This is a genomic window from Streptomyces sp. SLBN-31 (assembly GCF_006715395.1).
Classification (GTDB): domain Bacteria; phylum Actinomycetota; class Actinomycetes; order Streptomycetales; family Streptomycetaceae; genus Streptomyces.
On record NZ_VFNC01000002.1, the window covers coordinates 2,057,395 to 2,081,929 of the forward strand.

Genomic DNA, 24,535 nt, shown 5'->3' on the forward strand with positions numbered 1-24,535 from the left:
CAGCCGCCCGCGCACGACGAAGGCCCCGGTTCCCCGCGGAACCGGGGCCTTCGTGTCGTCTCAGCCCTTCCAGGCCCGTGCCACGCGGCCGTCCCGCACCTCGAAGTTCAGCCGGCCGGCGCGGTACTCCATGGTGATGATCGCCCCCGGCGGCAGCGAACGCACCGTGCTCCACCCCCGCTCGCGCGCGCGGCGCTCGGCGTCCGCCGCGTCGAGGCCGACGTACGCCTCCGGACTGTCCTGGGGCTCCGCCTGCGGAGCGGGATTCGGTGCCATACGGCCACGCTAGGCGCTGCCCAGCGGCCGGGGAAGGCCGGGCCGGTCCCAGGTGTCACAGATCCCCCCGCGGTCACACTTCTGTCACAGGATCACGACACGCGTTTCGACCGCGCTGCGTCACACGTACGAGCGGTTCTCTACGTCTTACGCAGGCATTCGACCGTAATTCCCGCATGCCGCGAGGCCTTGTCGAATAGCCCCTCGGAAAGCGCCGGGAGAACCGCTCCCGGACGCCCCGGTATTCGATTCCGGCCCGATTCCGGACCCGTGCGCGCGGGCCGACACCGCATAGGAAATGCATGGATCCAGCACAGAACCCCCGCATACCCCCTGCCCTGGGCGCGCCGTGCCCGACCCGCGCCGCACGGTCCCGGCGGCGCGGCGTCACGAACCCGTCGTTTCTCTCTCGGCCGCTCGGACAAGCGCGCGGGACAGCCGGTCCCGAGCGGTCCTGATCGACTCGGTCAGCTCGGCCGGCTCCAGCACCTCGAACTCGAAGCCCGTCATCATCACGTGGATGACCATGACGTCGAGACTCGCGGCCCCGGTGCGCAGGACGCAGGCGTCGGGGCCGTCCGCCTCCAGTTGCCCGGCGCTCGGCGAGATCCGCGCGGCGGCCTCCTCCACCGGCACCAGCAGCCGCACGACGGCGTGCGCGGCGTACGCGCGCGTGGAGACGCCCTCCGACACGTACGCGGCGAGGTCGTCGGCGGGCGGGGTGCGTGGCGCGAAGCGCGGGCCGTGCGGCGGCTTCGGGGTGATGCGGTCGACGCGGAACGTCCGCCAGTCCTCGCGGTCCACGTCCCAGGCGACCAGGTACCAGCGGCGCTCGCTGCACACCAGGCGGTGGGGCTCGACGGTACGGCGGGTGGAGGCGCCGCCGTGATCGCTGTACTCGAAGCGCAGGCGCTCCGCGTCCCGGCACAGGTTGGCCAGTTCGGTGAGGACGGCCGGGTCCACGGCACCGGACTGCGGCCCGCGGAGCATCGGCACGGTGAAGGCGTTCAGAGCACCCACCCGGCGCCGGAGCCTGCTCGGCAGCACCTGCTCCAGCTTGGCGAGCGCCCGCACGGAGGTCTCGCCGATGCCCTCGATGCCCTGCCCGGCGGCCGTACGCAGACCGACGGCCACCGCGACCGCCTCGTCGTCGTCCAGCAGCAGCGGCGGCAGCTCGGCGCCCGCGCCCAGCTGGTAACCGCCGCCGGTGCCGGGACTGGCGTTGACGGGGTAGCCCAGCTCGCGCAGCCGGTCCACGTCCCGGCGCACGGTGCGCGCGGTGACGCCGAGCCGGTCGGCGAGCTCGGCGCCCGACCAATCGCGGTGCGCCTGGAGCAATGAGAGCAGGCGCAGGAGTCGAGCCGAGGTCTCCAGCATGGGCACAGTCTGTATCAGGGTTCGTACGGCAGTTGCGGCACCTCGAAACACGTACTGTTCATGTCTCCTTGGGCCACCCACCCCCTGCCGTCCTGCCAGCGCGCCACCGACAGGCAGGTTCTGCGGGTCTTCGGCGGCTTCGGCAGGGCCTCGAAGGACACGGGGAGGAGGAGGCCGTCGGCGGTGTAGTCGCGGCTGCGGTTCACGAAGGCGTCGACGCACGCGCGCGTGATGCCCGTGCGGGCGCAGGACTTGGCGGCGTCGGTGAACCACATGGCGGCCGCCCAGCCCTCCAACTGCCACTGGGAGTGCGTCTTGAGGCCCTTGGTGGCGTCCCGGAACTCCCGTACCGCCGCGTCGCGGGTGTCGTCGTGGTCGCGGCTGGAGCCGGTCGCCCACAGGGCGTTGCGGCAGCGCGGGGAGTCCTCGTAGTCCTCGGGGACGGTGGACGTCCAGTTCTGCACGTTGGTCACCTTGGCGACGACCTTCGCGCCGACCTCGTCCATCGCCCTGCACAGCTGGGCGTTGCCGTGGCCGTCGATGGCGTCGAAGACCAGGTCGGCGCCCTGCTCCTTCAGGTCGGCCGCGGCCGCGCGGAAGTTGGGCAGCGCGAAGTCGACCTGTTCGGTGACCACCTTGTAGCCCTCGGCCCGCAGGCCGCGTTGCACGAGCCGCGCGTAGGCGGCGGAGGCGGCCTGGTTGTAGGACACGACCGCGGCCGTACGGGCGCCCTTGACGCGCTTGAAGTAGCGGTAGACCTCCGTGCCGCCGTACAGCTTCCCGTCCCAGCCGGGGGTGCCGTCGCGGGGCGCCGAACTGCCGTAGATGCCGTACAGGTGCGGCCAGGTGTCGTAGGCGGCGCCGATGGGCTGGCCGCCGATGTCGGGCACGCGCGCGTGGGAGACGCGAGGGGCGCCCGCGTAGTCCAGGGCGGTGGTGGCGACGAGGGCGACCACCCTGTCCTCGTCGATCAGCCGGTGCACGCACGTGTTGTCGCCGACGCCGCTGCCTCCGTCGTCGCACTCGTGCACCTCGACGCGGCGGCCGTCGATGCCGCCGCGCGCGTTGAGGCGGTCGAAGTACGCCTTGGCGCCCTGGCCCGGTCCGGTGAAGGTGTCGCCGCCGACGGGGCTGGTGGCGCTGGTGACGATGCCGACGGGGATCGGCGCACCGCCGCCGGGGGCGCGGGTGCGGGAGCCGTGTTCGAAGTCGCTCTCGGGCAGCCGGCTGCCGCAGGCGGTGCCGACGACGAGCAGCAGAGCCGCGGCGGCCGCGCGCTCAGCAGCCCGGCGCCGGCGAGCCGGACGCATCGCCGCTCAGCCTGACCAGCGCGCACAGCGTGTTGACGGACACCTTCCAGGTGCCGCCCTGCAGCACGGCCGTACCGGCGGCGTTCGGCAGGGCGGTGGCGCCGTTCAGGGTCAGCGTGTACAGCACCGTCGCCCGGGTGGCCGACGTGAACTCGATCTTCCGCACCTCGGCCTGCACCTGGCCGCCGCGCTTGTCACCGCTGAACGCCTTCAGCACCGGGGCCATCCTGGTGCCGTTCTCCAGGACCTTCTGCTTCTCGGCCAGGGAGGTCTTGGGATCGAAGAACTTCTGCCAGTTCGCGCTGATCTGCTGCTTGGCCGCCGCGGGGTCGGCCGGCGCGGTGGCCGGCGCGCTCGTCGTCCTCTGCACGGACGGCGTGGGGGGCGGGCTGGAGCTGCCGCCGCCACTCTTGTCGCTGCACGCCGCGAGGACCGGGGCGAAGATGAGAACGAGGGCGGCGAGTGCCGCCGTACCCCGTCCCGCCGCCCGTGGGCCGTGCCCCCTCGTCGCGTTCCCCCGCCTGAGGTCGCTCCCGAGAACCATCTGGCTCACCACCGGGTGTCCATCCGGGCAAGGTGCGCCCGGTGCTTTCAGGGTCAGCTTCCAGAAGGCATAGTGCAAGCCATTGGCTGACATGGACAGACACACGACGTGTGTGAACGGACGAGGAGCCAAAGATGCGGACAGCGCGACTGCGGACCGTGCACCCCGTCCTGTGGGCCGGCTGGGCCGCGCTGGCGGCGGGCGCGGTGCTGTGCGTCATCGGCTGGTACGGCGTCTCCGGCGAGCGCTACGCCGAACGGCAACTCCCCTACCTGGCCTCCTGCACGATCCCCGGCGCCGCGCTGATCGTCGCCGGGGCGGTACTGCTCGCCCACGGGCAGGGCGCCCTCGCCGCCGCGCGCGTGGAGGAGCTCTACGGCCTCCTCGTCACCGAGCCCGTCGAGGACGGCGGGGCCGGGCAGGCGGTCACCGCACCGCTCGCCGTCAGCGGGGACCTGCTGATGGTGCCGGGCGGCACGCTGTGGCACCGCGCCGACTGCCCGCTGGTCGCCGGGAAGGCGGAGGCGGTCCCGGTGGACGCCAAGGTCCTGGCGGGCGGCGAGCTGGGCCCGTGTCCCATCTGTGAGCCGTCCGAAGAAACCGACTGATGTCCTCGCTCACCTACGACCTGACGCTGGCCGGTCTTTCGGTCGGCAGCGCCGCCGCGCTCACCGGGATCGGCCTGATCGTGACCTACCGGGCGACCGGTGTGCTCAACTTCGCGCACGGGGCGATCGCCATGGTGTGCGCCTACGCGCTGCGGCAGTGCGTGGTCGAGTGGGGCTGGCCGCTGTGGCCGGCGGCGGCGCTGACGCTGGTCTTCCTCGCCCCCGCGATCGGTGTGGCGCTGGAGCGCCTCGTCTTCCGTCCGCTCGCCGTCCTGGGCGGTGACCCGGCACAGACCCTCGTCGCGTCCATCGGGGTGTTCGTGCTGCTGGTCGGCGGGGCGGCGCTGCTGTGGGGGCAGGGGGCGCGGGACGACGCGCCGGAACTGGTGTCCGCCGACCCGTGGGGGCAGCTGGCGGTCGTGCTGGTCCTGGCCGCGGGGGTCGGTGCGGTGATCCGCTGGACACGGTTCGGGCGGGAGCTGCGGGCCGTCGTGGACGACCGGCGGCTGGCGGTGCTCGGCGGGATCGACGCGGACCGGGTGGCGGCGGCGGGGTGGGCGTTCGGGTCCTTCACGGCGGGCCTGACGGGCGTGCTGCTCGCGCCGTACGTCCGTCTCGACCCCTACGGTCTGCCGCTGCTGGTCATGGAGGTCGTGGCGGTGGCGGTCGCGGCACGCATGCGCAGTCTGCCGGTCGCGGTGCTGGTCGCGCTGGGCGTCGGGGTCGCGCAGAGTCAGCTGACGCGGCTGCATCCCGCGGGCTGGGGCGGGCCGTTGCTGCAGACGGCGGGCGCGAACCTGTTCGTGGTGGCGCTGCTGGTCGCGGCCCTGGCACTGCCACGCGTCGGCAGGCGGGACGCCCTGCCGCGCACGGCCGGCGCGCGCGTGCCGACGCCGCCGGGCGCGTGGATCGTGGCGGTCGCCCTGTTCCTGCTGCCGCTGGGCTTCGCGGGCTCGGACCTGCACACGTCGGTGCAGGTGCCGGCACTGGGCGTGGTCCTGCTGTCCCTGGTGGTGGTCACCGGCCGGGGCGGCCAGATCTCCCTCGGCCAGGCGGCCTACGCGGGCCTGGGCGCCCTGTTCACCGCACTGCTGGCGGCGGGCCGCTTCCCGGGCCTGCCCCGCCTGCCGGAACTGGCCGCGCTCGCCGTCTCGGTGGCCCTGGTCGCCCCGCTGGGCCTGCTGACCGGCTGGCCGGCGATCAGCCGCCGGGGGCTCGCCCTGGCGCTGGCGACGTTCGCGGTGGGCGTCGGGGTGAGCCGCTTCGTCTTCGCCCAGCCGTACGCAACCTCGGATCTGGGCCTGGGCCGCCCGGCGGGCTTCGACGGCGACCGCGCCTACTACGTCCTCGAACTCGTCCTGCTGTTCGCCGCGTTGCTGGCGACCCGGGCGCTGCGCAGAGGCCGCACGGGCCGTGCCCTGGCCGCCATGCGGGACCACGAGGCCGGGGCGTCGGCGGCGGGCGTGCGGGTCCCGTCCCTGAAGCTCCTGGCCTTCGTCGCGGGCGCCGCGCTGGCCGCGCTCGGCGGCGGCATGCTCGGCATGGGCCTGCGCGCGTTCGACCCGGGCGCCTACGACCCCGTACGCGGCCTGCTGTGGTTCGCGGCGGTGATGGTCCTGGGCGCGGACAGCACCCTGGGCGCCCTGGCCGCGGCGGCTCTGCTGGTGGGCCTGGACGCGGGCGCGCGCGGCGGCGTCGCGGCGGCCCTGATCGGCGTCCTGGCGGTACTGATCGGCCGCTTCCCGGGAGGCCCGTACGAAGCCTGGCGAACGGCGACGCAAAGCCTGCGTTCACGCCGGCCGACGGAACTGACACAGGCGGGGGCGGCGGCCCGGGCGAGACTGACACCTTCGACCGGCCTCCGGGTGCCGGCGGGGGCGACGACAACGCCGGGTGCCGGCACGGGGCGTCGGGGTACGGGGAATGTCGGGGCGAGGGTCGCGGGGGGCGCCGCGGCACGGGTCACGGGGGATGTTGCGGCACCGGCCGCGGGGGACGCCGCGGCGTGGGTCACGGGGGATGCTGCGGCATCGGCCGCGGGGGACGCCGCGGCTCCAGCGACGGAGATCCCGGCGCCCCCGCCAGCGAAACACCCTGCGCCCCCAGCCGCAGACGACCCGACGACCCCGGCCAAGAGGGGCGCTGCGGCACCGGCCGCGGAGATTCCTGCGGCACCGGCCGGGGAGGAGCGTGAGACCCCACCCGGGGAGGACCAAGCGACCCCGCCCGCGAAACACCCTGCGCCCCCAGCCGCAGACGACCCGACGACCCCGGCCAAGAGGGGCGCTGCGGCACCGGCCGCAGAGGACGCTGCGCCGGCAGCCGGGAAGGGCCTTGCCCCGGCCGGAGAGGACCCGGCGGCCTGTGGCTCGGTCGTGGAGGGGCTCGTCGGCGCGCGTGGACGGTCCGCGGCCTCCGGTGCGGGTCGGCCGTCGGGGGTACCGGCACGGGCCGGTGGGCGTCGCGTGGGTCCGGTCGTTCTCGCGGTGCGCCGGCTTCAGGCTCGGTACGGTGGCTTCACCGCCCTCGACGACGTAGGGCTCGATGCCCACGCGGGCCAGGTCACCGCCGTCATCGGGCCCAACGGCGCCGGCAAGAGCACCCTCTTCCACTGTCTGGCCGGCACCCTGCGCCCCGCGCACGGGCAGGTTCTCCTGGCGGACCGGGACATCACGCGTCTGCCGGCCCACACCCGCACCCGCCTCGGGATCGCCCGCACCTTCCAGCAACTGGCCGTCTTCCCTTCCCTGACCGTGGCGGAGAACGTCCGCGTGGGCGCCGAGCAGGGCCGGGTCGCCGACCCCGGCGCCGTGGACCGTGCCCTGCGCCTGTTCGGCCTCGACGGCCCGCTCGGCACACTCCCCGCCGCCGCCCTGCCGACCGGCACCCTCCGCCGGGTCGAACTGGCACGGGCCCTCGCCGGCAGCCCGCGCGTCCTGCTCCTCGACGAACCCGCCGCCGGTCTCGACAGCGCGGAGGTCGCCGCGATGGCCGGCGTCCTGAAGGCCCTGGCCGCCGACGGCACCGCCCTGCTGGTCGTCGAGCACGACCTCGACCTGGTCGCCGACCTCGCCGACGTCGTGCACGTCATGGCCGCGGGCCGTATCGTCGCCGTCGGCCCACCCGACCGCGTCCTGGACGAGGTCGGACCGTGAGCGCCGGCATCTCGCTGCGCCACGCGCGCGTGCGCTACGGCCCCCTGGAGGCCCTGCACGGCGTCACCCTCGCCGCCCCCGGCCCCGGCCTCACCGTCCTGCTGGGCCGCAACGGTTCCGGCCGTACGACCGCCCTGCGCGCGCTGGCCGGAGACGTGCCGCTGTCCGCCGGGGCGGTGGTGTGGGACGGCACCGACGTGACCCGGATGCCGGCGTACGAACGGGCCCGGCGCGGCCTGTGCCTGGTGCCCGAGCGGCAGGCGGTCTTCGGCTCCCTCACCGTGCGCGAGAACCTCGAACTGGCGGCGCGGGACTTCGCCTTCGCCCTGGAGGCCTATCCCCCGCTGGAGAACCTGCTGCCGCGCCGCGCCGGCACCCTCTCCGGCGGCGAGCAGCGCATGCTCGCGCTCTCCCGCGCCCTGCTGGCACGCGCGCGCGTGGTGCTCGTCGACGAACCCGCGCAGGGCATGTCACCGCAGGTCGCCGCCCGTACGTACGAGCTGCTGGGCGGTCTCGACGCGTGCGTGGTCGTCGCCGAACAGCGGCTGCCGCCGGCGCTGGAGGGCCGTGACGCCGTCTTCGTGTACGAACTGCGGCGCGGCTCGGTGGTGTTCGGCGGCCAGGCCGGCGAGCCGGGACGACGGACACCGCGCGGGTCGTCGCGGGCACGGCGGGACTCCCCCGGATGACGCGGGGCCCCGCCCGGTCGGACGACCGTGCGGGGCCCCAGGGCCTGACCGGGAGCGTCTCAGACGACGAGCCGCTGCCCGGGCAGGATCACGTCGGGATCACCGCCGATGACGGCCTTGTTGGCCGCGTACAGGCGCTGCCAGGTGGTCCCGTGCCGGGCGGCGATCCTGCTCAGGGTGTCGCCCTCGCGGACGGTGTAGTTGCCGCGGGAGGCGCTGCGGTTGGTGTGCCCCGAAGAGCGCGTCGGCGCCTTCTTCGACGGGGCCGCCTTGGTGGACTTGGTGGTCTCGGCGGACTTCGTCGTCACCGAGCCGGAGGAGGCCGGGGCGCTTCCGGACGCGCCGGCCCGTGCCGAACAGACCGGCCAGGCACCCCAGCCCTGGGCGTGCTGGACCTTGGTGGCCACAGCGATCTGCGCTTCCCTGGATGCCTTGTCGGCGGTCGGGGCGTAGGCCGAGCCGCCGTACGCGCGCCAGGTGCCGGCGGAGAACTGGAGTCCGCCGTAGTAGCCGTTGCCGGTGTTGATGTGCCAGTTGCCGCCGCTCTCGCACTGGGCGATGCGGTCCCAGACTCCGCCGTCGGCCGCTGCCGCGTTGCCGGACGCGGCCAGCAGTCCCAGCGGGGCGGCGAGCAGTGCGGCCCCGGCGAGGGCCGCCGTCGTACGCGTCTTGCGACCGTTGTGGCGGTTGGTATCGGCACACTCGGACATGTAATTCCCTCTCCCGACACCCGGGGTCCCCCAGGACGGGGCGCGCTCGCGGCACTTGGGCCGGTCGCCACGCTCCGCCCCGTCCACGTGCTCGCGCCGGCCTTGCTTGGCCGGCCGGTGCGATCGGCGGACGTTCCCGAGCGGTGCTCGTTGCACACGGCCGAGGAATCTAAAGAGCCTGTCGAGGCGTCAGCAACCAACTCCTCGTCATTCCAGGCCAGTTCGCTGTTACCGCGGGTATCAGGGAATTCCGGCCACCCACTTCATTCCCTGATTTCAGGATTTGTCGACCAGCGACTCCTTTGATCTGTGACTCACTTCACGCAACCAACTCCCTTGCCCTTCCGAGCTTTTGACCCTGGGTGACCAATTCCGCACGGGCGGTGACCATGCGCGTTGGATGGATTGATTCCCTTCGCCCTGGAGCGTGACTCTCGCCACAGATCGGCCGTTGTCTTCTTCATGAGCCCGGGACCCGCCCGGTTCACCACTTCCCGAGGGGAGCCACCCGTGCCGCGCATGCTCGATGTCAGCGACGAGGTACGCGCCGAGATCGGCGACGAAGAGGCCGATCGGCTGCTCGCCGACGAGAACGCCCCCGGCAGTTACGACTGCACGTCCTGCCGCACCCCGGGCGACTCCGAACAGGAGCGCACCAGCACCGTCCTGTTCGTCGGCGACGAGACCGCGGTCCTCGCCTTCGCCCACGCCACCTGCCTGCCCTCGCAGGTCGTCCAGGTCACCGAGGACCAGCTCCAGGGCGCCGTGAGGTCCATCTCCGGCGACACGGTCGACCTGGACCCCGGCAAGGTCGCCCCCGAGCAGGCTGTGCTCGGCGTGACCAGCGGACTCGTGCTGATCGCCGGGGAGTTGCACCCGGCGCTGGTGGTCGAGCCGACGGGGCCGATCGTCCGTCCGGGCGCGACCGGGCTCGGTGACGACTTCCTGCCGCTGCTGATCGAGCAGGGGTTCATGCCGCTGACGCAGATCACCGAGGTACCTCCGGTGCTGCACGGCTGGTCGGTGCTGCTCGCCGTGGGCCAGCTGCACGCCGTGCTCCAGCCGAACGCCAACGGCGGCCAGCCGGTGGCCTGGTGGCAGGCGCACCAGCCGCTGCAGGTCACCGAGAGCTGGCGGGCCGCCGCCAACAAGCACCAGCAGGTGCTGATGTTCGCCGCGCCGGTGGGCTCGATCGGACGGCAGCCGCGCGAGGACCTGCTGCGGGACGCGCTGGACAAGGCGGCGGCGAACGGGAAGCTGGTCGCCGCGGCCATGCCGCTCGCGGGCACCTGAGCGCGCCCGCCCGGGGAGGCCGCATCCCAAGTGGCCCGAGGTCGTTTGGACATACGTGCACACCTACGAAGTTCCTCGCCGCTCGTCCTACCAGCCGCTCCCGTCCTCGCGGTCGTCGGCTCCGGACTTCCCGGGCGGCCCCTCGGCCACGCCGATCTACGACGCGCTCTACGCGGAGTACGTCAAGTCCTTCCGCACACTGCCGGGTGACCGCAGCGGCGAGGAGGAGCTGGGCTTCACCGCCTTCGGGAACATCCCGGACGGCGCCGAGGCGTACACCGCGCACCGCCCGGGGTCGTTCAGCAGCTCGTACGGTGCGTACAGCGCGGGGGCCCTCAGTGCCCGGCAGCAGTCGGAGTGGCAGCGGGTCGGGCACATCGGCCAGCAGGGCACGGGGATGCACCATGTGCCGGCGGCCCTGCCACCGGGCCGGCCGAGAAGCAGCTGAGGAACACGGAAAGGGCGGCCCAGGTCGGGGGCCGCCCTTTCCGCTTGCCGGTCGGCGCTACTTCTTCTTGTTGCCGCGCTTCTCGCGCACCCGCACCGAGATGTGGATCGGCGTTCCCTCGAAGCCGAACTCCTCGCGCAGCCGGCGCTCGATGAAGCGCCGGTAGCCCGCCTCGATGAAGCCGGAGGCGAAGAGCACGAAGCGCGGGGGCTTGGTGCCGGCCTGCGTGCCGAAGAGGATGCGGGGCTGCTTGCCGCCGCGGATCGGGTGCGGGTGGGCGGCGACCAGCTCGCCGAGGAAGGCGTTGAGCCGGCCCGTCGGCACCCGGGTCTCCCAGCCCGCCAGGGCGGTCTCGATCGCCGGGACCAGCTTCTCCATGTGCCGCCCGGTGTGCGCCGAGACGTTCACCCGCGGCGCCCACGCGACCTGGCCGAACTCGGTCTCGATCTCCCGCTCCAGGTAGTAGCGGCGCTCCTCGTCGAGGGTGTCCCACTTGTTGTAGGCGATGACGATCGCGCGGCCGGCCTCCACGGCCATGGTCACGATCCGCTGGTCCTGCACCGAGATGGACTCGGAGGCGTCGATCAGGATGACCGCCACCTCGGCCTTCTCGACGGCGGCCGCGGTGCGCAGCGAGGCGTAGTAGTCGGCGCCCTGCTGGAGGTGGACGCGCTTGCGGATGCCCGCCGTGTCGACGAACTTCCAGGTGACGCCGCCGAGTTCGATGAGCTCGTCGACCGGGTCGCGGGTGGTGCCCGCGATCTCGTTGACGACGACGCGCTCCTCGCCCGCCACCTTGTTCAGCAGGGAGGACTTGCCGACGTTCGGGCGGCCGATGAGCGCGATGCGGCGCGGTCCGCCGATCCCCGTGCCGCCGAAGGTCTGCTCGGGCGCCTCCGGCAGCGCCTCCAGGACGGCGTCCAGCATGTCGCCGGTGCCGCGGCCGTGCAGGGCCGAGACCGGATGCGGCTCGCCGAGGCCGAGGGACCACAGATACGCGGCGTCCGCCTCGCCGCTGGGCCCGTCCACCTTGTTGGCGCACAGCACCACGGGCTTGCCGGCCTTGCGCAGCAGTCGTACGACCGCCTCGTCGGTGTCGGTCGCGCCCACCTTGGCGTCGACGACGAAGACGACGGCGTCGGCGGCCTCGATGGCGTACTCGGCCTGGGCGGCGACGGAGGCGTCGATGCCGAGGACGTCCTGCTCCCAGCCGCCGGTGTCGACGACCTTGAAGCGGCGGCCAGCCCACTCGGCCTCGTAGGTCACGCGGTCGCGGGTGACGCCCGGCTTGTCCTCGACGACGGCCTCGCGGCGGCCGATGATGCGGTTGACCAGGGTCGACTTGCCGACGTTCGGCCGGCCGACGACGGCGAGCACCGGCAGCGGGCCGTGTCCGGCCGCCTCGATGGCCCCCTCGACGTCCTCGAGGTCGAAGCCCTCTTCCGCGGCGAGCTCCATGAACTCCGCGTACTCGGCGTCGCCAAGCTCTCCGTGGTCGTGCTCTTCGGCAGAGCCCTCGGAGTGGATGTGGTCGTTCATGAAGTCCGTACCTCGTTCATCGTGGTGATCGGTGGATCGCCCGGTGTGAGCGGTTTTGATCCACTACTCAGTGTCGCCTAGCGGCCGGTCAGCCGCCTGGCGTTTTCCAGGTGCGCGGTGAGCTGCTTCTGGATGCGTTCGGTCGCCTCGTCGAGCGCCTTGCGGGTGCGGCGTCCGGAGCCGTCGCCCGCCTCGAAGGGGTCGCCGAAGACGACATCGATGCGGCTGCGCAGCGGAGGCAGCCCCTTTATCAACCGTCCGCCGCGGCCGGAACTTCCCAGCACCGCGACCGGCACCACCGGGGCGCCGCTGCGGACGGCGAAGTAGGCGAGCCCGGCACGCAGGGAGGCGAAGTCGCCCTCGCCCCGGGTGCCCTCGGGGAAGATGCCGAGGACCCCGCCGGCCGACAGCACGTCCAGCGCCTGCGTGATCGCTCCACGGTCGGCGACCGAGCGGTCCACCTTCAGCTGACCGATGCCCAGCAGGAAGGGGTCGAGCGGGCCGATGAACGCCTCCTTCTTGATCAGGAAGTGCGTCGGCCGGGGCGCCACACCCATGACCATCGGGCCGTCGATGTTGTGCGAGTGGTTCACGGCGAGGATCGCCGGGCCGGTGGCGGGCACCTTCCAGGCGCCCAGCACGCGCGGCCTCCACAGCCCGTACATCAGGCCGACGCCGATCCGCCGCCCGACCTCGGCGCCGCGCTCGGAGGCGACGGGGACGGCGGTCACTTTCCGGCCCGCTTCTCCTCGACGAGGGTGACGACGCACTCGATGACCTGCTGGAGGGTGAGCTCGGTGGTGTCGACCTCGACCGCGTCGTCCGCCTTGGCGAGCGGCGAGGTCTTGCGGGAGGAGTCGGCCGCGTCCCGCTTGATCAGGGCCTCGCGGGTGGCGTGCACGTCGGCGCCCTTGAGCTCGCCGCTGCGGCGGGCCGCGCGGGCCTCCGGGGAGGCGGTGAGGAAGATCTTCAGGTCGGCGTCCGGCAGCACGGTCGTACCGATGTCCCGGCCCTCGACGACGATGCCGTACTCGGCGGCGGCGGCCACCGAGCGCTGCAGCTCGGTGATCCGGGCGCGCACCTCGGGCACCGCGCTGACCGCGCTGACCTGGGAGGTGATCTCCTGGGTGCGGATCGGGGCGGCCACATCGGTGCCGTCGACGGTGATCGTGGGGTGGGCCGGGTCGGTGCCGGAGACGATCTCCGGCTTGCCCGCCACGGCGGCGATCGCGGAGGGGTCTTCGATGTCGATCCCGTTGGTGACCATCCACCAGGTGATCGCCCGGTACTGGGCGCCGGTGTCCAGGTAGCTCAGGCCGAGCTGGGCGGCGACGGCCTTCGACGTGCTCGACTTGCCCGTGCCGGAGGGACCGTCGATGGCGACGATCACGGGCTTGGCGGCGCCGTTTTCCACAGGGGGACACCTTCCTGGTGCGTGTGGCGGGTGGTGTTCGGACGCGAGGGCGCCCCGCACAAGGTTACCGGCCTCCCGGGTCCCCTCTTACAGGCGGATCATCGGGAAGATCACTGCCGGATGGCCCAGCCGCGCTCCCGCAGCGCGGCCGTCAGCACGGGTGCCGCCTGCGGCTCCACCATCAGCTGCACCAGACCGGCCTGCTGCCCGGTCGCGTGCTCGATGCGTACGTCCTCGATGTTGACGCCGGCCCGTCCGGCGTCGGCGAAGATGCGGGCCAGCTGGCCCGGCTGGTCGTCGATGAGGACCGCCACGACCTCGTACGCGCGCGGGGCCGAGCCGTGCTTGCCCGGGACCCGGACCTGTCCGGCGTTCCCGCGCCGCAGGATGTCCTCGATGCCGGACGTGCCCTCGTGCCGCTTGTCCTCGTCCGAGGACTGCAGGGCACGCAGCGCCCGCACCGTCTCGTCGAGGTCCGTGGCGACGTCCGAGAGGAGGTCGGCGACCGGCCCGGGGTTCGCGGAGAGGATGTCGATCCACATGCCGGGCTCGGAGGCGGCGATCCGGGTCACGTCCCGGATGCCCTGCCCGCACAGCCGTACGGCGGCCTCCTCCGCGTTCTGCAGGCGCGCGGCGACCATGCTCGAGACGAGGTGGGGCATGTGGGAGACGAGCGCCACGGCACGGTCGTGGGCGTCGGCGTCCATGACCACCGGCACGGCGCGGCAGTGCGAGACGAGTTCCAGGGCGAGGTTGAGCACCTCGGTGTCGGTGTCCCGGGTGGGCGTGAGCACCCAGGGGCGGCCCTCGAAGAGGTCGCCGGTGGCGGCGAGCGGGCCGGACTTCTCACGGCCGGACATGGGGTGCGTGCCGATGTAGGAGGCCAGGTCCAGGCCCAGCGCCTCCAGTTCCCGGCGCGGGCCGCCCTTGACGCTGGCCACGTCGATGTAGCCGCGGGCCACGCCCCGGCGCATGGCGTCGGCCAGCACCGTCGCCACGTGCGCCGGAGGGGCGGCGACGATCGCGAGGTCGACCGGCCCGTCGGGTGCCTCGTCGGTGCCGGCGCCGAGCGCGGCGGCCGTGCGGGCCTGCTCGGGGTCGTGGTCGGCGAGGTGGACGACGACGCCCCGCTGGGACAGGGCGAGCGCGGCGGACGTGCCGATGAGGCCGGTGCCGATGACGAGTGCGGTTCTCACTGGGCGATGTCCTTGCGCAGGGCGGCCGCGGCACCGAGGTAGACGTGGTTGATCTCGGCCCGGGGCTTGTCGGTCTCGATGTGCGCGAGGACGCGGACGACCCGGGGCATGGCGCCCTGGATGTCCAGTTCCTGGGCGCACAGCAGCGGTACGTCGCCGAGGCCGAGGCCGAGCTTGCGGGCCGCCGCCGCGGGGAAGTCGCTGTGCAGGTCGGGCGTGGCCGTGAACCAGATGCTGATCAGGTCGTCGGCGGTCAGGCCGTTCCGTTCCAGGACGGCGGTGAGCAGGGCGCCGACCTGCTCGTCCATGTGTCCGGCCTCGTCCCGTTCCAGTTGGACGGCTCCCCGGACCGCTCGTACCGCCACGGCGCTGCTCCTTGCTCAGGTATCGGTTCTACGACCGTCAAGCCTAGTCAGCCTCCGCCGTGGTGGCCGTCGCCGCCCGCCCGCTGAGACGGTCCGGCGATCCACGGCGATGTCACCCGATTGTCTCTGTTCTGCCACTTCGGGGGTGAACACCCCGTGCGCCTCTTTACGCCGCACCCGCCGGTCCGCTCTGATGACAGGAAACCCGCCTCGGGGGAGGCCCGTCATGAAGCGTCCTGGACCACTGCTGACCTTGCTCGCGGGGCTGCTGCTCGCTGTCTTCGTCCTCACGCTCGACTCGACGACGGGCACGAAGAGCGCCTCGTCCGACTATGAGAAACCGTCGGCCGCGAAGCCGTCGTCGTCCCCGGCCGCCACGAGCCCGTCACCGACCCCGAAGCGGTCCGCAGCGCCGGCCGGCGTCTACACGGGCCGTACCGACGACGACTCCTCCGCCGTCGCCGTCTCGCTGCGCGGCGGCAAGGCGATCGCGTACTTCTGCGACGGCCACAACATCGAGTCGTGGCTCAAGGGCGAGGTACGAGGTGAAGGCGGCATGCGGCTGACCGGCGAGCACGGCGCCCGGCTGAACGGCACCCTCAAGGGCGGCGGGAAGCTGACCGGCACGGCCGACGTCGGCGGCGGGCACTACACCTTCACCCTCGCCAGGGCGAAGAAGCCGTCGGGGCTGTACCGGGCGAACAGCCAGGTGGCCGGCGCCAGGATCGTCGGCGGCTGGATCGTCCTGCCGAGCGGCCGGCAGGTCGGTCTGGTCACCCGCGACGGGAAGCCCTCGGCCGCCCCCGCCATCGACCCGCGGACCGGTGCGGTGACGGTGGACGGACAGCAGCTCACGGCCCGTCCCGTAACGCCCTGATCCTTCGCACGCCCCTCCTGCCCAGGGAGCCGACATGACCGTCGACCCGAACGCCGCCACCCAGAGCTTCCCGCCCCCGGAGCCGGCCCGCCGCGCCCCGGGCCCGGCCCGCTATCTCGTCCCGGCCCTGGTCGCGGCCGCGGTGGCGGTCGCCCTCGGGGTGTACGGCAGGACCCACGACCCGAGCGGCATCGCCTTCAACCTGGCCGGGTTCAGCAGCACGGGCGCGGTGAAGTCCTGGCTGGCCTCGACCGCGTTCTTCTTCGCGCTCGTCCAGCTGGTCAGCGCCCTCATGGTGTACGGGAAGCTGCCCGGCCCGCGCTGGTCGGCGGCGCTGCACCGCTGGTCGGGGCGGATCGCGTTCCTGGTGGCCGTCCCGGTCGCCGTGCACTGCCTCTACGCGCTGGGCTACCAGACGTACTCGACACGCGTGATGTGGCACTCCGCCCTGGGTTGCTTCTTCTTCGGTGCCTTCAGTGCCAAGATGCTGCTGCTCCGTTCGGAGCGGCTGCCCGCCCCGCTCCTGCCGCTCGTCGGCGGCCTGGTCTTCACCGCCCTCACCCTCATCTGGCTGACGTCCGCCTTCTGGTTCTTCCGCACGTTCGGAGTGACGACATGACCCACCGCTCGACTCGGCGCACGGTGATCCTCGCGACGGGCGCGGCGGCGCTCGCCGCGGGCTGCAGCAAGTACGGCGACGGCAACGGCTCCGGGTCGTCCTCGGCGAAGGCCTCCACCGGCCAGGAGCTGGCGAAGACCTCCGACATCCCGGTCGGCGGCGGGAAGATCTTCAAGGAGCAGAAGGTCGTGGTGACCCAGCCGAAGAAGGACGAGTTCAAGGCCTTCTCGGCGATCTGCACCCATCTCGGCTGCACGGTCGGCGCGGTGGCCGACGGCACGATCAACTGCCCCTGCCACGGCAGCAAGTACCGCATCGCCGACGGCTCGGTGGCCGGCGGTCCCGCGCCCAAGCCGCTGCCCGCCGAGCAGATCGAGGTGAAGGGAAATTCGATCCGGCTGGCGTGAGGTGCCGCGTACGCTCCCGTCCATGCACCCCGAGACGCTGGTACGCGACCACACGATCTACGCCTGCGTGATGGGTTCGCGCGCCTTCGGTCTGGCGACGGACGGCAGCGACACCGACCGCCGGGGCGTGTTCCTCGCCCCCACTCCCCTGTTCTGGCGCTTCGACAAGCCGCCGACGCACGTCGAGGGGCCCGCGGAGGAACAGTTCAGCTGGGAACTGGAGCGCTTCTGCGAACTCGCCCTGCGCGCCAACCCGAACATCCTGGAGTGCCTGCACTCCCCACTCGTCGAGTACGCCGACGACACCGGCCGCGAACTCCTCGCCCTGCGCGGGGCGTTCCTCTCCCGCCGCGCCCACGAGACGTTCGCCCGCTACGCGCTCGGCCAGCGCAAGAAGCTGGAGGCGGACGTCCGCGCCCACGGCGCCCCGCGCTGGAAGCACGCCATGCACCTGCTGCGCCTGCTGACGAGCTCCCGCGACCTGCTGCGCACGGGCGTCCTCACCGTCGACGTGGGCGACCTGCGGGAGCCCCTGCTGGCCGTCAAGCGCGGCGAGGTCCCCTGGGCCGAGGTGGAGTCCTGGATGGGCCGCCTGGCGAACGAGGCGGACGAGGCGGCCCACCGCAGCCCGCTGCCCGAGGAGCCGGACCGGCGGCGGGTGGAGGACTTCCTAGTCCGCGTCCGCCGCGCCTCAGTCCTGCAGCCGGATCCGTACGACGAAGTCGTGCAGGGCGTCGTACGCGGTCGGGGCGTCGGGTAGCGACGTGGCCTGCTGTGCCTCGTCCAGCACGGCGTGCAGCCGCTCCACATCGGCCTGTACGCGGGCGTGGTCGACGTCGGCGCCCCCGTGCTCCCGCTGGGCCTTCGCCTCGATCAGCTCCGGCAGGTAGGCGGGGGCGTCCACCTCGCCGAGCAGGGTGGGCAGATGGGCCTGCACCTCGCCACTGCGCATCAGGTGCACGCCGGTCAGCAGCACCCGGAACGTGTAGAGCAGCGGCTTGAGTTCGCCGGTCTTCTCGAACAGCCGCCACTGCGTGGTGGCGAATCCCCGGTAGTGGTGGGCGTGGTGGCCGGTGAGCACGCCCGGCGCGAGCGCGGCCAGTTCCCGGTGCGCGTCGCCGGTGTGGACGACCAGCGGCGACAGCAGCTGCTCCAGCACATAGCCGTTGCGCCGGAGCATCAGGCGGACGAACTTGCGCAGGTCGTGGGTGACGAGGTCCATCTCGACGCCGTCCCGGTCCCACATCCGGGACCGGGTCTCCGTCGGCTCCCGCAGCCCCACCAGCGCGGCCGTGGGCAGCAGGTGCACACCGCGCAGGTCCACGTCCGAGTCACGGGAGGGGAAGCCGTACAGGTGCGCGCCGGAGACGGTGGCGAACAGCACGGGGTCGGGCTGCTCGGCCACCACCGGCGTCAGGTCGATGTCCGGGGTGTCGATCACCGCTCAAGCGTCCCAGAGGGCGCCGAGGGTCATCAGGTCGCCCCGGTACTCGATGCGGTCCGCCCACTCCGTCGGCCAGGCGCCGGCGCCCAGGTACGCGCCGGCGAAGGCGCCCGTGAGGCAGGCGATGGAGTCCGAGTCGCCGGAGGTGCAGGCGGCCCGCCGGATGGCGGTGACGGGCTCGTCGACGAACAGCAGGAAGCACAACAGGCCGGTGGCGAGGGCCTCGTCGGCGATCCAGCCGGCGCCGGTGGCCAGGCACGGGTCGGTCTCGGGCGAGGCCGTGCGCACGGCGTCCTGAAGGCGGCCGAGGGCTTCCAGGCACTCGTCCCAGCCGCGGGCGATGAACGCCTCGGGGCTCGCGTCCTGCCCGCGCCGCCACAGGTCGCCGAGCCAGCGCTGGTGGTAGCGGCCGCGGTTCTCCAGTGCGTACGACCGCAGCAGTCCGACGAGCCCGGTGGGCTCTGCGCCCTGGGCGAGCAGACGTACGGCTCTGGCGGTGAGGTCGGAGGCGGCAAGCGCTGTGGGGTGCCCATGGGTGAGCGCCGACTGCAACTGGGCGGCGCCCGCGCGCTGTTCGTCGCTCAGGTTGGGCACGAGTCCGATCGGCGCGACCCGCATGTTGGCGCCGCAGCCCTTGGAGCCGATCTGGCTGGCGTCCCGCCAGGACCGCTCCGGGTCCTCCAGCAGCTCGCAGGCCCGCAGGCAGGTGTTGCCGGGGGCACGGTTGTTCTCCGGCGAGCGGTTCCAGGCGATGAACTCCTGCCGTACCGCCCCGGCCGTCTCCTCGGGCCCGAGCACCCCGCGGTCCATGGCCGTCCGCAGCGCCCGGCCCAGCGCCAGCGTCATCTGCGTGTCGTCGGTGACGATCGCCGGCGTCGGCAGCGGCATCGCCCGCCACGGCCCGCACCTGGCGAGGATCGCCGGGACGTCGTGGAACTCGGTGGGAAAGCCGAGCGCGTCCCCGAGGGCTAGCCCGGTCAACGCCCCGGTGGCGGCGCGCTTGTCGACAATGGTCGCGGTCATGCGGGGCGTCCTTCCCGGGACGGTCGGAGGAGGGGCGGAAAGAGGCTGGTGGCCGGTCCCGCGCGGTAGAGCGCGGCGGGTTTGCCGCGCCCGCCGGTCAGGCGAGCGGCGCCCGGGACGGGCTCGACGAAGCCCGGTGTGGCGAGCACCTTGCGGCGGAAGTTGGGCCGGTCGAGTTCGGTGCCCCAGACCGTCTCGTAGACCTGCCGCAGCTCGCCCAGGGTGAACTCGGGCGGGCAGAAGGCGGTGGCGAGGCAGGTGTACTCGAGTTTGGCGCCGACGCGGTCGCGGGCGTCGGCGAGGATGCGGTCGTGGTCGAAGGCGAGCGGCCGTGCCATGTCGCATTCCACCCACCGCGCGTCCGCCGCGTCACTGCCCCCGCGCGGCTCCGGCGCGTTCGGCAGCAGCGCCGTGAACGCGACGGACACGACCCGCATACGGGGATCGCGGCCGGGTTCGCTGTAGGTCCGCAGCTGCTCGAGGTGGAGTCCGGTGACGTCCCGCAGGCCGGTCTCCTCGGCGAGTTCGCGCCCGGCGGCCGTCTCGGCGGACTCGTCCGGCTCGACGAAGCCTCCGGGCAGCGCCCAGTGGCCGGCGAACGGGTCCTGTCCGCGCTCGACGAGCAGGACGTGCAGGGCGCCGTCGCGGATGGTCAGGACGGCGAGGTCGACAGTGACGGCGAAGGGTTCGTAGGCGTACTTGTCGTACTCCATTGCCCCCACCCCCTTAATAGTCACTTCGACTATAAACGCGCGGGCGGTGCTTTCACAAGCCCTCCCGGGGTAACCGGCACGTCATGGGCGAGATCCTGGTGGGCACTTGTTCGTGGACGGACCGCGCACTGGTGGGCAGCGGCTGGTATCCGGCGGGGCGCAGGGACCCGGAGGGGCGGCTGCGGTACTACGCCGAGCGGTTCCCGGTCGTCGAGATCGACTCGACGTACTACGGGCTGCCGAGCGCCCGCAACAGCCGGCTGTGGGCCGAACGGACCCCGGACGGCTTCGTCTTCGACGTGAAGGCCTTCTCACTGCTCACCGGGCACCCGGCCCGCGACTCGGCCCCGCCGGACGGGATTCCCGCGAGACCGCACGACCCGAAGGTGCTCGACGAGGTGTGGGCACGCTTCACCGACGGGATCGAGCCGCTGCGGGAGGCCGGGCGGCTGGGCAGCGTGCTGTTCCAGTTCCCGCCGTGGTTCCGGCCCGGCCGGCGTGCGGGGCAGTTCCTGAAGGACTGCGCCGAGCGGACCGCCGGGTGGCCGCTCGCCGTGGAGCTCCGGCACCCCGGATGGTGGCGCGAGGAGTGGGCGGAGGCGACCTGTGCGCTGCTCGCCCGGTACGGCATGACGGCGGTGGCCGTCGACATGAACCGCACGCTGCCGTCGTCCATTCCGCCGGTCACCCCGGTGACCTCGCCCCGGCTGTCCGTCGTCCGCTTCCACGGGCGCAGTCACGCGTGGGGCTCGGGCAGCAAGGAGGACCGCTTCCGGCACGACTACGACGAGGACGAACTCGCCGAGTGGCTCCCGCGGTTACGCGACCTCGCCGCCCGCGTCGACCGGCTCCACGTCCTGTTCAACAACTGCTGCGGCACCGCGTCCGTCCGGGCCGCCGAGCTGATGCGGCGCATGCTCGACGGCGCGGACCGGACGGGATCGGACGGCGGCGGCTGATCAGTGGCCGCGCCCCAGAAAGGCCAGCAGCCGCTCGCCGGGCTCCGCGTACGGCGGCACGGCGACCGGCGCGGCGAACCGGACACCGCGGTCCTCGGCCGCGACCACGCACCGCGCCACCGGCAGCAGTTCGGCCGCCAGCGCACCCGGCACGGGCCGGGGCCGCCCGCAGGACCGCGCCACGTCCCACCCGTGCACGGTGATCTCGACGGCGCCCACCGCGGCCATCACCCGCACGTCCAGCGGCACTTCGCCCACCAGCACCCGCTCCCCCGGCCCGGCCGCCCAGGCGCCCAGCACGGCACCCGCGCGCGTGCGGAACGCGCACGCGAGATCACCGGCCACCGGCGCCACGGGCGCCAGCCCGATCCGCCCGCCGGTCAGCCCCTCGTACAACGCGTCCAGTGAGTCGTCGAGATGCCCCAGCAGCTCGCCGAGATCCCACTCGGCGCACGGCGTGGCCCGCTCCAGGCTCCCGGGCGGCACCGCGGCGACGCTCCCCAGCGCGTAGGCGAGCGAACGCTCCAGCAGTGCACCGCAGTCCGTCGTCATGGTCATGGCGCTCCCTCCGTCACCCTTGCAGACCGTCGGGGGCGCCAAAACGAATCGGCCGGCCCGGACGAATCCGGAACCGGCCGACACCCGCGGCGCGGGATCAGAGATCGACTTCCTTCATCAGCATGCCCACCTCGGTGTTGGACAGCCGCCGCAGCCAGCCCGACTTCTGGTCGCCCAGGGTGATCGGACCGAAGGAGGTGCGCACCAGCTTCTCGACCGGGAAGCCGGCCTCGGCGAGCATGCGGCGCACGATGTGCTTGCGGCCCTCGTGCAGGGTCACCTCGACCAGGTAGTTCTTGCCGGTCTGCTCGACGACACGGAAGTGGTCCGCGCGCGCGTAGCCGTCCTCCAGCTGGATGCCGTCCTTGAGCTTCTTGCCCAGGTCACGCGGGATGGGGCCCACGATGGCGGCGAGATAGGTCTTCTTCACGCCGTACTTGGGGTGGGTCAGCCGGTGCGCCAGCTCGCCGTGGTTGGTGAGCAGAATGACGCCCTCGGTCTCGGTGTCGAGCCGCCCCACGTGGAACAGCCGGGTCTCCCGGTTGGTGACGTAGTCCCCGAGGCACTGGCGGCCCTCCGGGTCCTCCATCGTGGAGACGACGCCGGCGGGCTTGTTCAGCGAGAAGAACTGGTACGACTGCGTCGCGACCGTCAGGCCGTCGACCTTGACCTCGTCCTTCTCGGGGTCGACCCGCTTGCCCTGCTCCAGGACGATCTCGCCGTTGACCTCGACGCGCGCCTGCTCGATCAGCTCCTCGCAGGCCCGTCGGGAGCCGTAGCCCGCGCGTGCGAGGACCTTCTGCAGCCGCTCGCCCTCCTGCTCGGCGCCCGGGAAGGTCTTGGGCAGCCTGACGTCCTTCTTGCCGGCGTACCGCTCCCGGTTGCGCTCTTCGGCGCGCGCCTCGTACTCGCGGGAGGTGCCGGGGGCCGTACGGCCGCGGCCGCCCTGCTGGGACTGCCTGGGGCCGCCCTTGGCGCCGCCTCGGGCCGAACCGCCGCGACCCGACTTCGGGCCGTCCTGGGTGGCGCCGGGGCCCACGTCGTAGCGCCGCTCCTCCGGGCGCGGCTTCTTCGGCCTGCCGCTCCCCTGCTTGTCGTCACGGGAGTTGCCGGCGCCGCGGTAGTTACCGCGGCCACCGCTGCTCCCGCCGCGGCCGCCGCTGTTGCCACCACGGCTCCCGCCGTTGTTTCCGCTGCTGTTCCTGCCGCTGCTGCTTCGCATCAAAGTTCCGTCTTGTCGTCTGCGTCCTCGGAGTCCGGAGCGTCCGGATCGAACGACGGCACGCCCTCCTGGGTCTCGGCCTCGATCGCCTCCGCCTCCGGGAGGAAGGGCGCGAGCTCCGGGAGCTCGTCCAGACCGCGCAGGCCCATCCGCTCCAGGAAGTAGTTCGTCGTCCTGTACAGGATCGCACCTGTTTCGGGTTCCGTGCCCGCCTCCTCGACCAGACCCCGCTGCAGCAGGGTGCGCATGACCCCGTCGCAGTTGACCCCGCGCACCGCCGAGACGCGGCTGCGGCTCACCGGCTGGCGGTAGGCGACGACCGCCAGGGTCTCCAGGGCCGCCTGGGTCAGGCGTGCCGTCTGGCCGTCCAGGACGAGGCGCTCGACGGCGGCCGCGTACTCGGGGCGGGTGTAGAAGCGCCAGCCGCCCGCGACGAACCGCAGCTCGAAGCCGCGGCCCTGCACGGTGTAGTCGTCGGCCAGCTCCCGCAGGGCGTCGGCGATCTGCCGCCTGGGCCGCTCCAGGATCTTCGCCAGATGCTCCTCGGTCGCGGGCTCGTCCACGACCATCAGGACGGCCTCCAGGGCGGGCTTGAGGTCGAGGTCGGCGACGGAACGCAGCCCGGCCGGGAGTCCGGTGGTGTCCTCGCTCACGCCTTGTCCTCCTTGGGCGGCTCGGGCGGTCGGTCGAATTCGTCGGTCACCATCGGCTGGGCCTCCCCCTCACCGCCGGTCCACCGCACCAGCAGCTCCCCCAGGGCCGCCTCCTGCTCCAGGGCCACGGCCTTCTCCCGGTACAGCTCCAGCAGCGCCAGGAACCTCGCGACGACGGTGAGGGTGTCGTCGGCGTCCTCGACCAGGGCCCGGAAGCTGGCCTCGCCGAGCTCCCGCAGCCGCGCCACCACGATCCCCGCCTGCTCCTGCACGCTGACCAGCGGCGCGTGGATGTGGTCGACGTACACCTGCGGCTTGGGCCTGGGCTGCATCGCCTTGACCGCGAGCTTGGCGAAGCCCTCCGGACCGATGCTGATGACGACCTCGGGCAGCAGCTCGGCGTGGTGCGGTTCGAGGCCGACGGTACGGGGGTAGCGCCGGGCCTCGTCGTCCAGCCGGGCGCTGAAGATGTCGGCGATCTGTTTGTACGCCCGGTACTGCAGCAACCGCGCGAACAGCAGGTCACGGGCCTCGAGGAGCGCGAGGTCGCCCTCGTCCTCGACCTCGGCGGACGGCAGCAGCCGGGCGGCCTTGAGGTCGAGCAGCGTGGCGGCGACGACGAGGAACTCGGTCGTCTGGTCCAGGTCCCAGTCCGGCCCCATGGCCCGGATGTGCGCCATGAACTCGTCGGTGACCTTGGACAGCGCGACCTCGGTGACGTCCAGCTTGTGCTTGGAGATCAGCTGGAGCAGCAGGTCGAAGGGCCCCTCGAAGTTGGCGAGCCGCACCTTGAAGACACCGTCGCCGGGTTCCTGGGGCTCGGCGGCCTCGGACTGCTCGGCAGGCCCAGGGGATGCGGAGGGTTCGGCGGAGGCGCCCGGACTCCCGGAAACGGCCTCGGGCAACACCGCCGGCTCAAGATCGGGCTCCGGCTGCGGCCTGACGACCGCCGGCTCGACGACGGCCGCTGCCGCGACGGCCGGCTCCTCGACGGCCGGTTCCTCGCTCGGCGGCTCCACGACCGCCGGTTCCACTTCCGCCGGTGGCTGCGCGGGCGCGGCCCCCGGTCCCCGCCCCAGCGCACGCCGACGGCCGGCGCCGGCGCCGGGGCTGGGAACGTCGTTCGAGGTCATGGC

The 24,535-nt window shown here is 72.9% G+C and carries 27 protein-coding genes; 10 read left to right on the forward strand and 17 right to left on the reverse strand.

Translation table 11 applies throughout. From position 1 onward, the window contains the following. Positions 1-60: 60 nt before the first annotated feature. From FBY22_RS29440 to FBY22_RS29455, 4 genes are all read right to left on the reverse strand, one after another. A complete protein-coding gene (locus FBY22_RS29440; protein ID WP_142151007.1) occupies positions 61-276 on the reverse strand; it encodes an I78 family peptidase inhibitor in 216 nt (71 codons plus the stop codon). Positions 277-663: 387 nt separating this feature from the next. After that, positions 664-1,653 (reverse strand): YafY family protein, encoded by a 990-nt coding sequence (locus FBY22_RS29445; RefSeq protein WP_142151008.1) that lies wholly within the window; start codon positions 1,651-1,653, stop codon positions 664-666. A 14-nt stretch (positions 1,654-1,667) separates the two neighbouring features. Continuing rightward, complete coding sequence (locus tag FBY22_RS29450) at positions 1,668-2,963, reverse strand: ABC transporter substrate-binding protein (RefSeq protein ID WP_142151009.1); 1,296 nt, start codon at positions 2,961-2,963, stop codon at positions 1,668-1,670. Continuing rightward, positions 2,932-3,507 (reverse strand): hypothetical protein, encoded by a 576-nt coding sequence (locus FBY22_RS29455; RefSeq protein ID WP_174267290.1) that lies wholly within the window; start codon positions 3,505-3,507, stop codon positions 2,932-2,934. The genes FBY22_RS29450 and FBY22_RS29455 overlap by 32 nt, the downstream gene beginning before the upstream one ends. 134 nt (positions 3,508-3,641) lie before the next feature. On the opposite strand from FBY22_RS29455, the gene FBY22_RS29460 reads away from it, so the two are divergent. From FBY22_RS29460 to FBY22_RS29470, 3 genes are read left to right on the forward strand one after another with little or no spacing between them, the layout of a single operon-like run. Next, positions 3,642-4,115 carry a hypothetical protein gene (locus FBY22_RS29460; protein WP_142151011.1) on the forward strand — a complete coding sequence of 158 codons (474 nt, stop codon included), beginning with the start codon at positions 3,642-3,644 and terminating at the stop codon, positions 4,113-4,115. Continuing rightward, positions 4,115-7,270 carry an ABC transporter permease subunit gene (locus FBY22_RS29465; RefSeq protein ID WP_142151012.1) on the forward strand — a complete coding sequence of 1,052 codons (3,156 nt, stop codon included), beginning with the start codon at positions 4,115-4,117 and terminating at the stop codon, positions 7,268-7,270. Before FBY22_RS29460 ends, FBY22_RS29465 begins: the two co-directional genes overlap by 1 nt. Then, on the forward strand, positions 7,267-7,959 hold the full coding sequence (locus tag FBY22_RS29470; protein ID WP_174267291.1) for an ATP-binding cassette domain-containing protein: 693 nt from the start codon (positions 7,267-7,269) through the stop codon (positions 7,957-7,959). The genes FBY22_RS29465 and FBY22_RS29470 overlap by 4 nt, the downstream gene beginning before the upstream one ends. Positions 7,960-8,018: 59 nt before the next feature. Here the strand turns inward: FBY22_RS29470 and FBY22_RS29475 are convergent, their stop codons facing one another. After that, on the reverse strand, positions 8,019-8,669 hold the full coding sequence (locus FBY22_RS29475) for a transglycosylase family protein (protein ID WP_142151013.1): 651 nt from the start codon (positions 8,667-8,669) through the stop codon (positions 8,019-8,021). 510 nt (positions 8,670-9,179) lie between these two features. Between FBY22_RS29475 and FBY22_RS29480 the strand changes: the two genes are divergently transcribed. Together FBY22_RS29480 and FBY22_RS29485 are read left to right on the forward strand one after the other, a co-directional pair. Then, the gene (locus FBY22_RS29480) at positions 9,180-9,962 is read left to right on the forward strand and encodes a hypothetical protein (protein ID WP_142151014.1); all 783 of its coding nucleotides are present in this window, start codon (positions 9,180-9,182) and stop codon (positions 9,960-9,962) included. A 55-nt stretch (positions 9,963-10,017) separates the two neighbouring features. Further along, a complete protein-coding gene (locus FBY22_RS29485) occupies positions 10,018-10,410 on the forward strand; it encodes a hypothetical protein (RefSeq protein WP_142151015.1) in 393 nt (130 codons plus the stop codon). Positions 10,411-10,467: 57 nt separating this feature from the next. Here the strand turns inward: FBY22_RS29485 and der are convergent, their stop codons facing one another. From der to aroH, 5 genes are all read right to left on the reverse strand, one after another. Then, complete coding sequence (gene der / locus FBY22_RS29490) at positions 10,468-11,949, reverse strand: ribosome biogenesis GTPase Der (protein ID WP_142151016.1); 1,482 nt, start codon at positions 11,947-11,949, stop codon at positions 10,468-10,470. 77 nt (positions 11,950-12,026) lie between these two features. Beyond that, positions 12,027-12,680 carry a 1-acyl-sn-glycerol-3-phosphate acyltransferase gene (locus FBY22_RS29495; protein WP_142151017.1) on the reverse strand — a complete coding sequence of 218 codons (654 nt, stop codon included), beginning with the start codon at positions 12,678-12,680 and terminating at the stop codon, positions 12,027-12,029. Continuing rightward, positions 12,677-13,363, reverse strand: a complete 687-nt coding sequence (gene cmk, locus FBY22_RS29500; RefSeq protein ID WP_142151018.1) for a (d)CMP kinase — start codon at positions 13,361-13,363, stop codon at positions 12,677-12,679. The genes FBY22_RS29495 and cmk overlap by 4 nt, the downstream gene beginning before the upstream one ends. A gap of 110 nt (positions 13,364-13,473) precedes the next feature. Then, a complete protein-coding gene (locus tag FBY22_RS29505; RefSeq protein WP_142151019.1) occupies positions 13,474-14,559 on the reverse strand; it encodes a prephenate dehydrogenase in 1,086 nt (361 codons plus the stop codon). Next, positions 14,556-14,924, reverse strand: a complete 369-nt coding sequence (gene aroH, locus FBY22_RS29510) for a chorismate mutase (RefSeq protein ID WP_142151020.1) — start codon at positions 14,922-14,924, stop codon at positions 14,556-14,558. The genes FBY22_RS29505 and aroH overlap by 4 nt, the downstream gene beginning before the upstream one ends. Positions 14,925-15,150: 226 nt before the next feature. On the opposite strand from aroH, the gene FBY22_RS29515 reads away from it, so the two are divergent. The 4 genes from FBY22_RS29515 to FBY22_RS29530 are packed head-to-tail and all read left to right on the forward strand — an operon-like array spanning position 15,151 to position 17,587. Beyond that, a complete protein-coding gene (locus FBY22_RS29515) occupies positions 15,151-15,801 on the forward strand; it encodes a hypothetical protein (protein WP_142151021.1) in 651 nt (216 codons plus the stop codon). A 34-nt stretch (positions 15,802-15,835) separates the two neighbouring features. Next, positions 15,836-16,420, forward strand: a complete 585-nt coding sequence (locus tag FBY22_RS29520; RefSeq protein ID WP_142151022.1) for a DUF6529 family protein — start codon at positions 15,836-15,838, stop codon at positions 16,418-16,420. Beyond that, positions 16,417-16,827, forward strand: coding sequence for a Rieske (2Fe-2S) protein (locus FBY22_RS29525; protein WP_142151023.1), 411 nt, complete (start codon positions 16,417-16,419; stop codon positions 16,825-16,827). The genes FBY22_RS29520 and FBY22_RS29525 overlap by 4 nt, the downstream gene beginning before the upstream one ends. A 22-nt stretch (positions 16,828-16,849) precedes the next feature. Beyond that, the gene (locus FBY22_RS29530) at positions 16,850-17,587 is read left to right on the forward strand and encodes a DNA polymerase beta superfamily protein (protein ID WP_142151024.1); all 738 of its coding nucleotides are present in this window, start codon (positions 16,850-16,852) and stop codon (positions 17,585-17,587) included. Here FBY22_RS29530 and FBY22_RS29535 read toward each other — a convergent pair. Genes FBY22_RS29535 through FBY22_RS29545 form a run of 3 tightly spaced genes read right to left on the reverse strand, consistent with a single transcriptional unit; the run spans position 17,519 to position 20,007 of the window. Further along, positions 17,519-18,268: a nucleotidyltransferase domain-containing protein gene (locus tag FBY22_RS29535; protein WP_142151025.1), complete on the reverse strand. Its 750-nt coding sequence runs from the start codon at positions 18,266-18,268 to the stop codon at positions 17,519-17,521. The two genes, FBY22_RS29530 and FBY22_RS29535, sit on opposite strands and share 69 nt — an antisense overlap. 3 nt (positions 18,269-18,271) lie before the next feature. Then, positions 18,272-19,294, reverse strand: coding sequence for an ADP-ribosylglycohydrolase family protein (locus tag FBY22_RS29540; protein ID WP_142151026.1), 1,023 nt, complete (start codon positions 19,292-19,294; stop codon positions 18,272-18,274). Next, a complete protein-coding gene (locus FBY22_RS29545; protein WP_142151027.1) occupies positions 19,291-20,007 on the reverse strand; it encodes an NUDIX domain-containing protein in 717 nt (238 codons plus the stop codon). The genes FBY22_RS29540 and FBY22_RS29545 overlap by 4 nt, the downstream gene beginning before the upstream one ends. Before the next feature lie 83 nt (positions 20,008-20,090). Between FBY22_RS29545 and FBY22_RS29550 the strand changes: the two genes are divergently transcribed. Next, positions 20,091-20,966, forward strand: a complete 876-nt coding sequence (locus tag FBY22_RS29550) for a DUF72 domain-containing protein (RefSeq protein WP_142151028.1) — start codon at positions 20,091-20,093, stop codon at positions 20,964-20,966. On the opposite strand, the gene FBY22_RS29555 is transcribed toward FBY22_RS29550, so the two are convergent. From FBY22_RS29555 to FBY22_RS29570, 4 genes are all read right to left on the reverse strand, one after another. Further along, on the reverse strand, positions 20,967-21,524 hold the full coding sequence (locus tag FBY22_RS29555; protein ID WP_142151029.1) for a TIGR03086 family metal-binding protein: 558 nt from the start codon (positions 21,522-21,524) through the stop codon (positions 20,967-20,969). Between the two features lie 97 nt (positions 21,525-21,621). After that, positions 21,622-22,746, reverse strand: coding sequence for a pseudouridine synthase (locus FBY22_RS29560; protein WP_142151030.1), 1,125 nt, complete (start codon positions 22,744-22,746; stop codon positions 21,622-21,624). Next, positions 22,746-23,399, reverse strand: a complete 654-nt coding sequence (gene scpB, locus FBY22_RS29565; protein ID WP_142151031.1) for an SMC-Scp complex subunit ScpB — start codon at positions 23,397-23,399, stop codon at positions 22,746-22,748. Before scpB ends, FBY22_RS29560 begins: the two co-directional genes overlap by 1 nt. Then, entirely contained in the window at positions 23,396-24,532 is a 1,137-nt protein-coding gene (locus FBY22_RS29570; protein WP_142151032.1) for a ScpA family protein, read from the reverse strand. The genes scpB and FBY22_RS29570 overlap by 4 nt, the downstream gene beginning before the upstream one ends. Between the last annotated feature and the right edge of the window lie 3 nt (positions 24,533-24,535).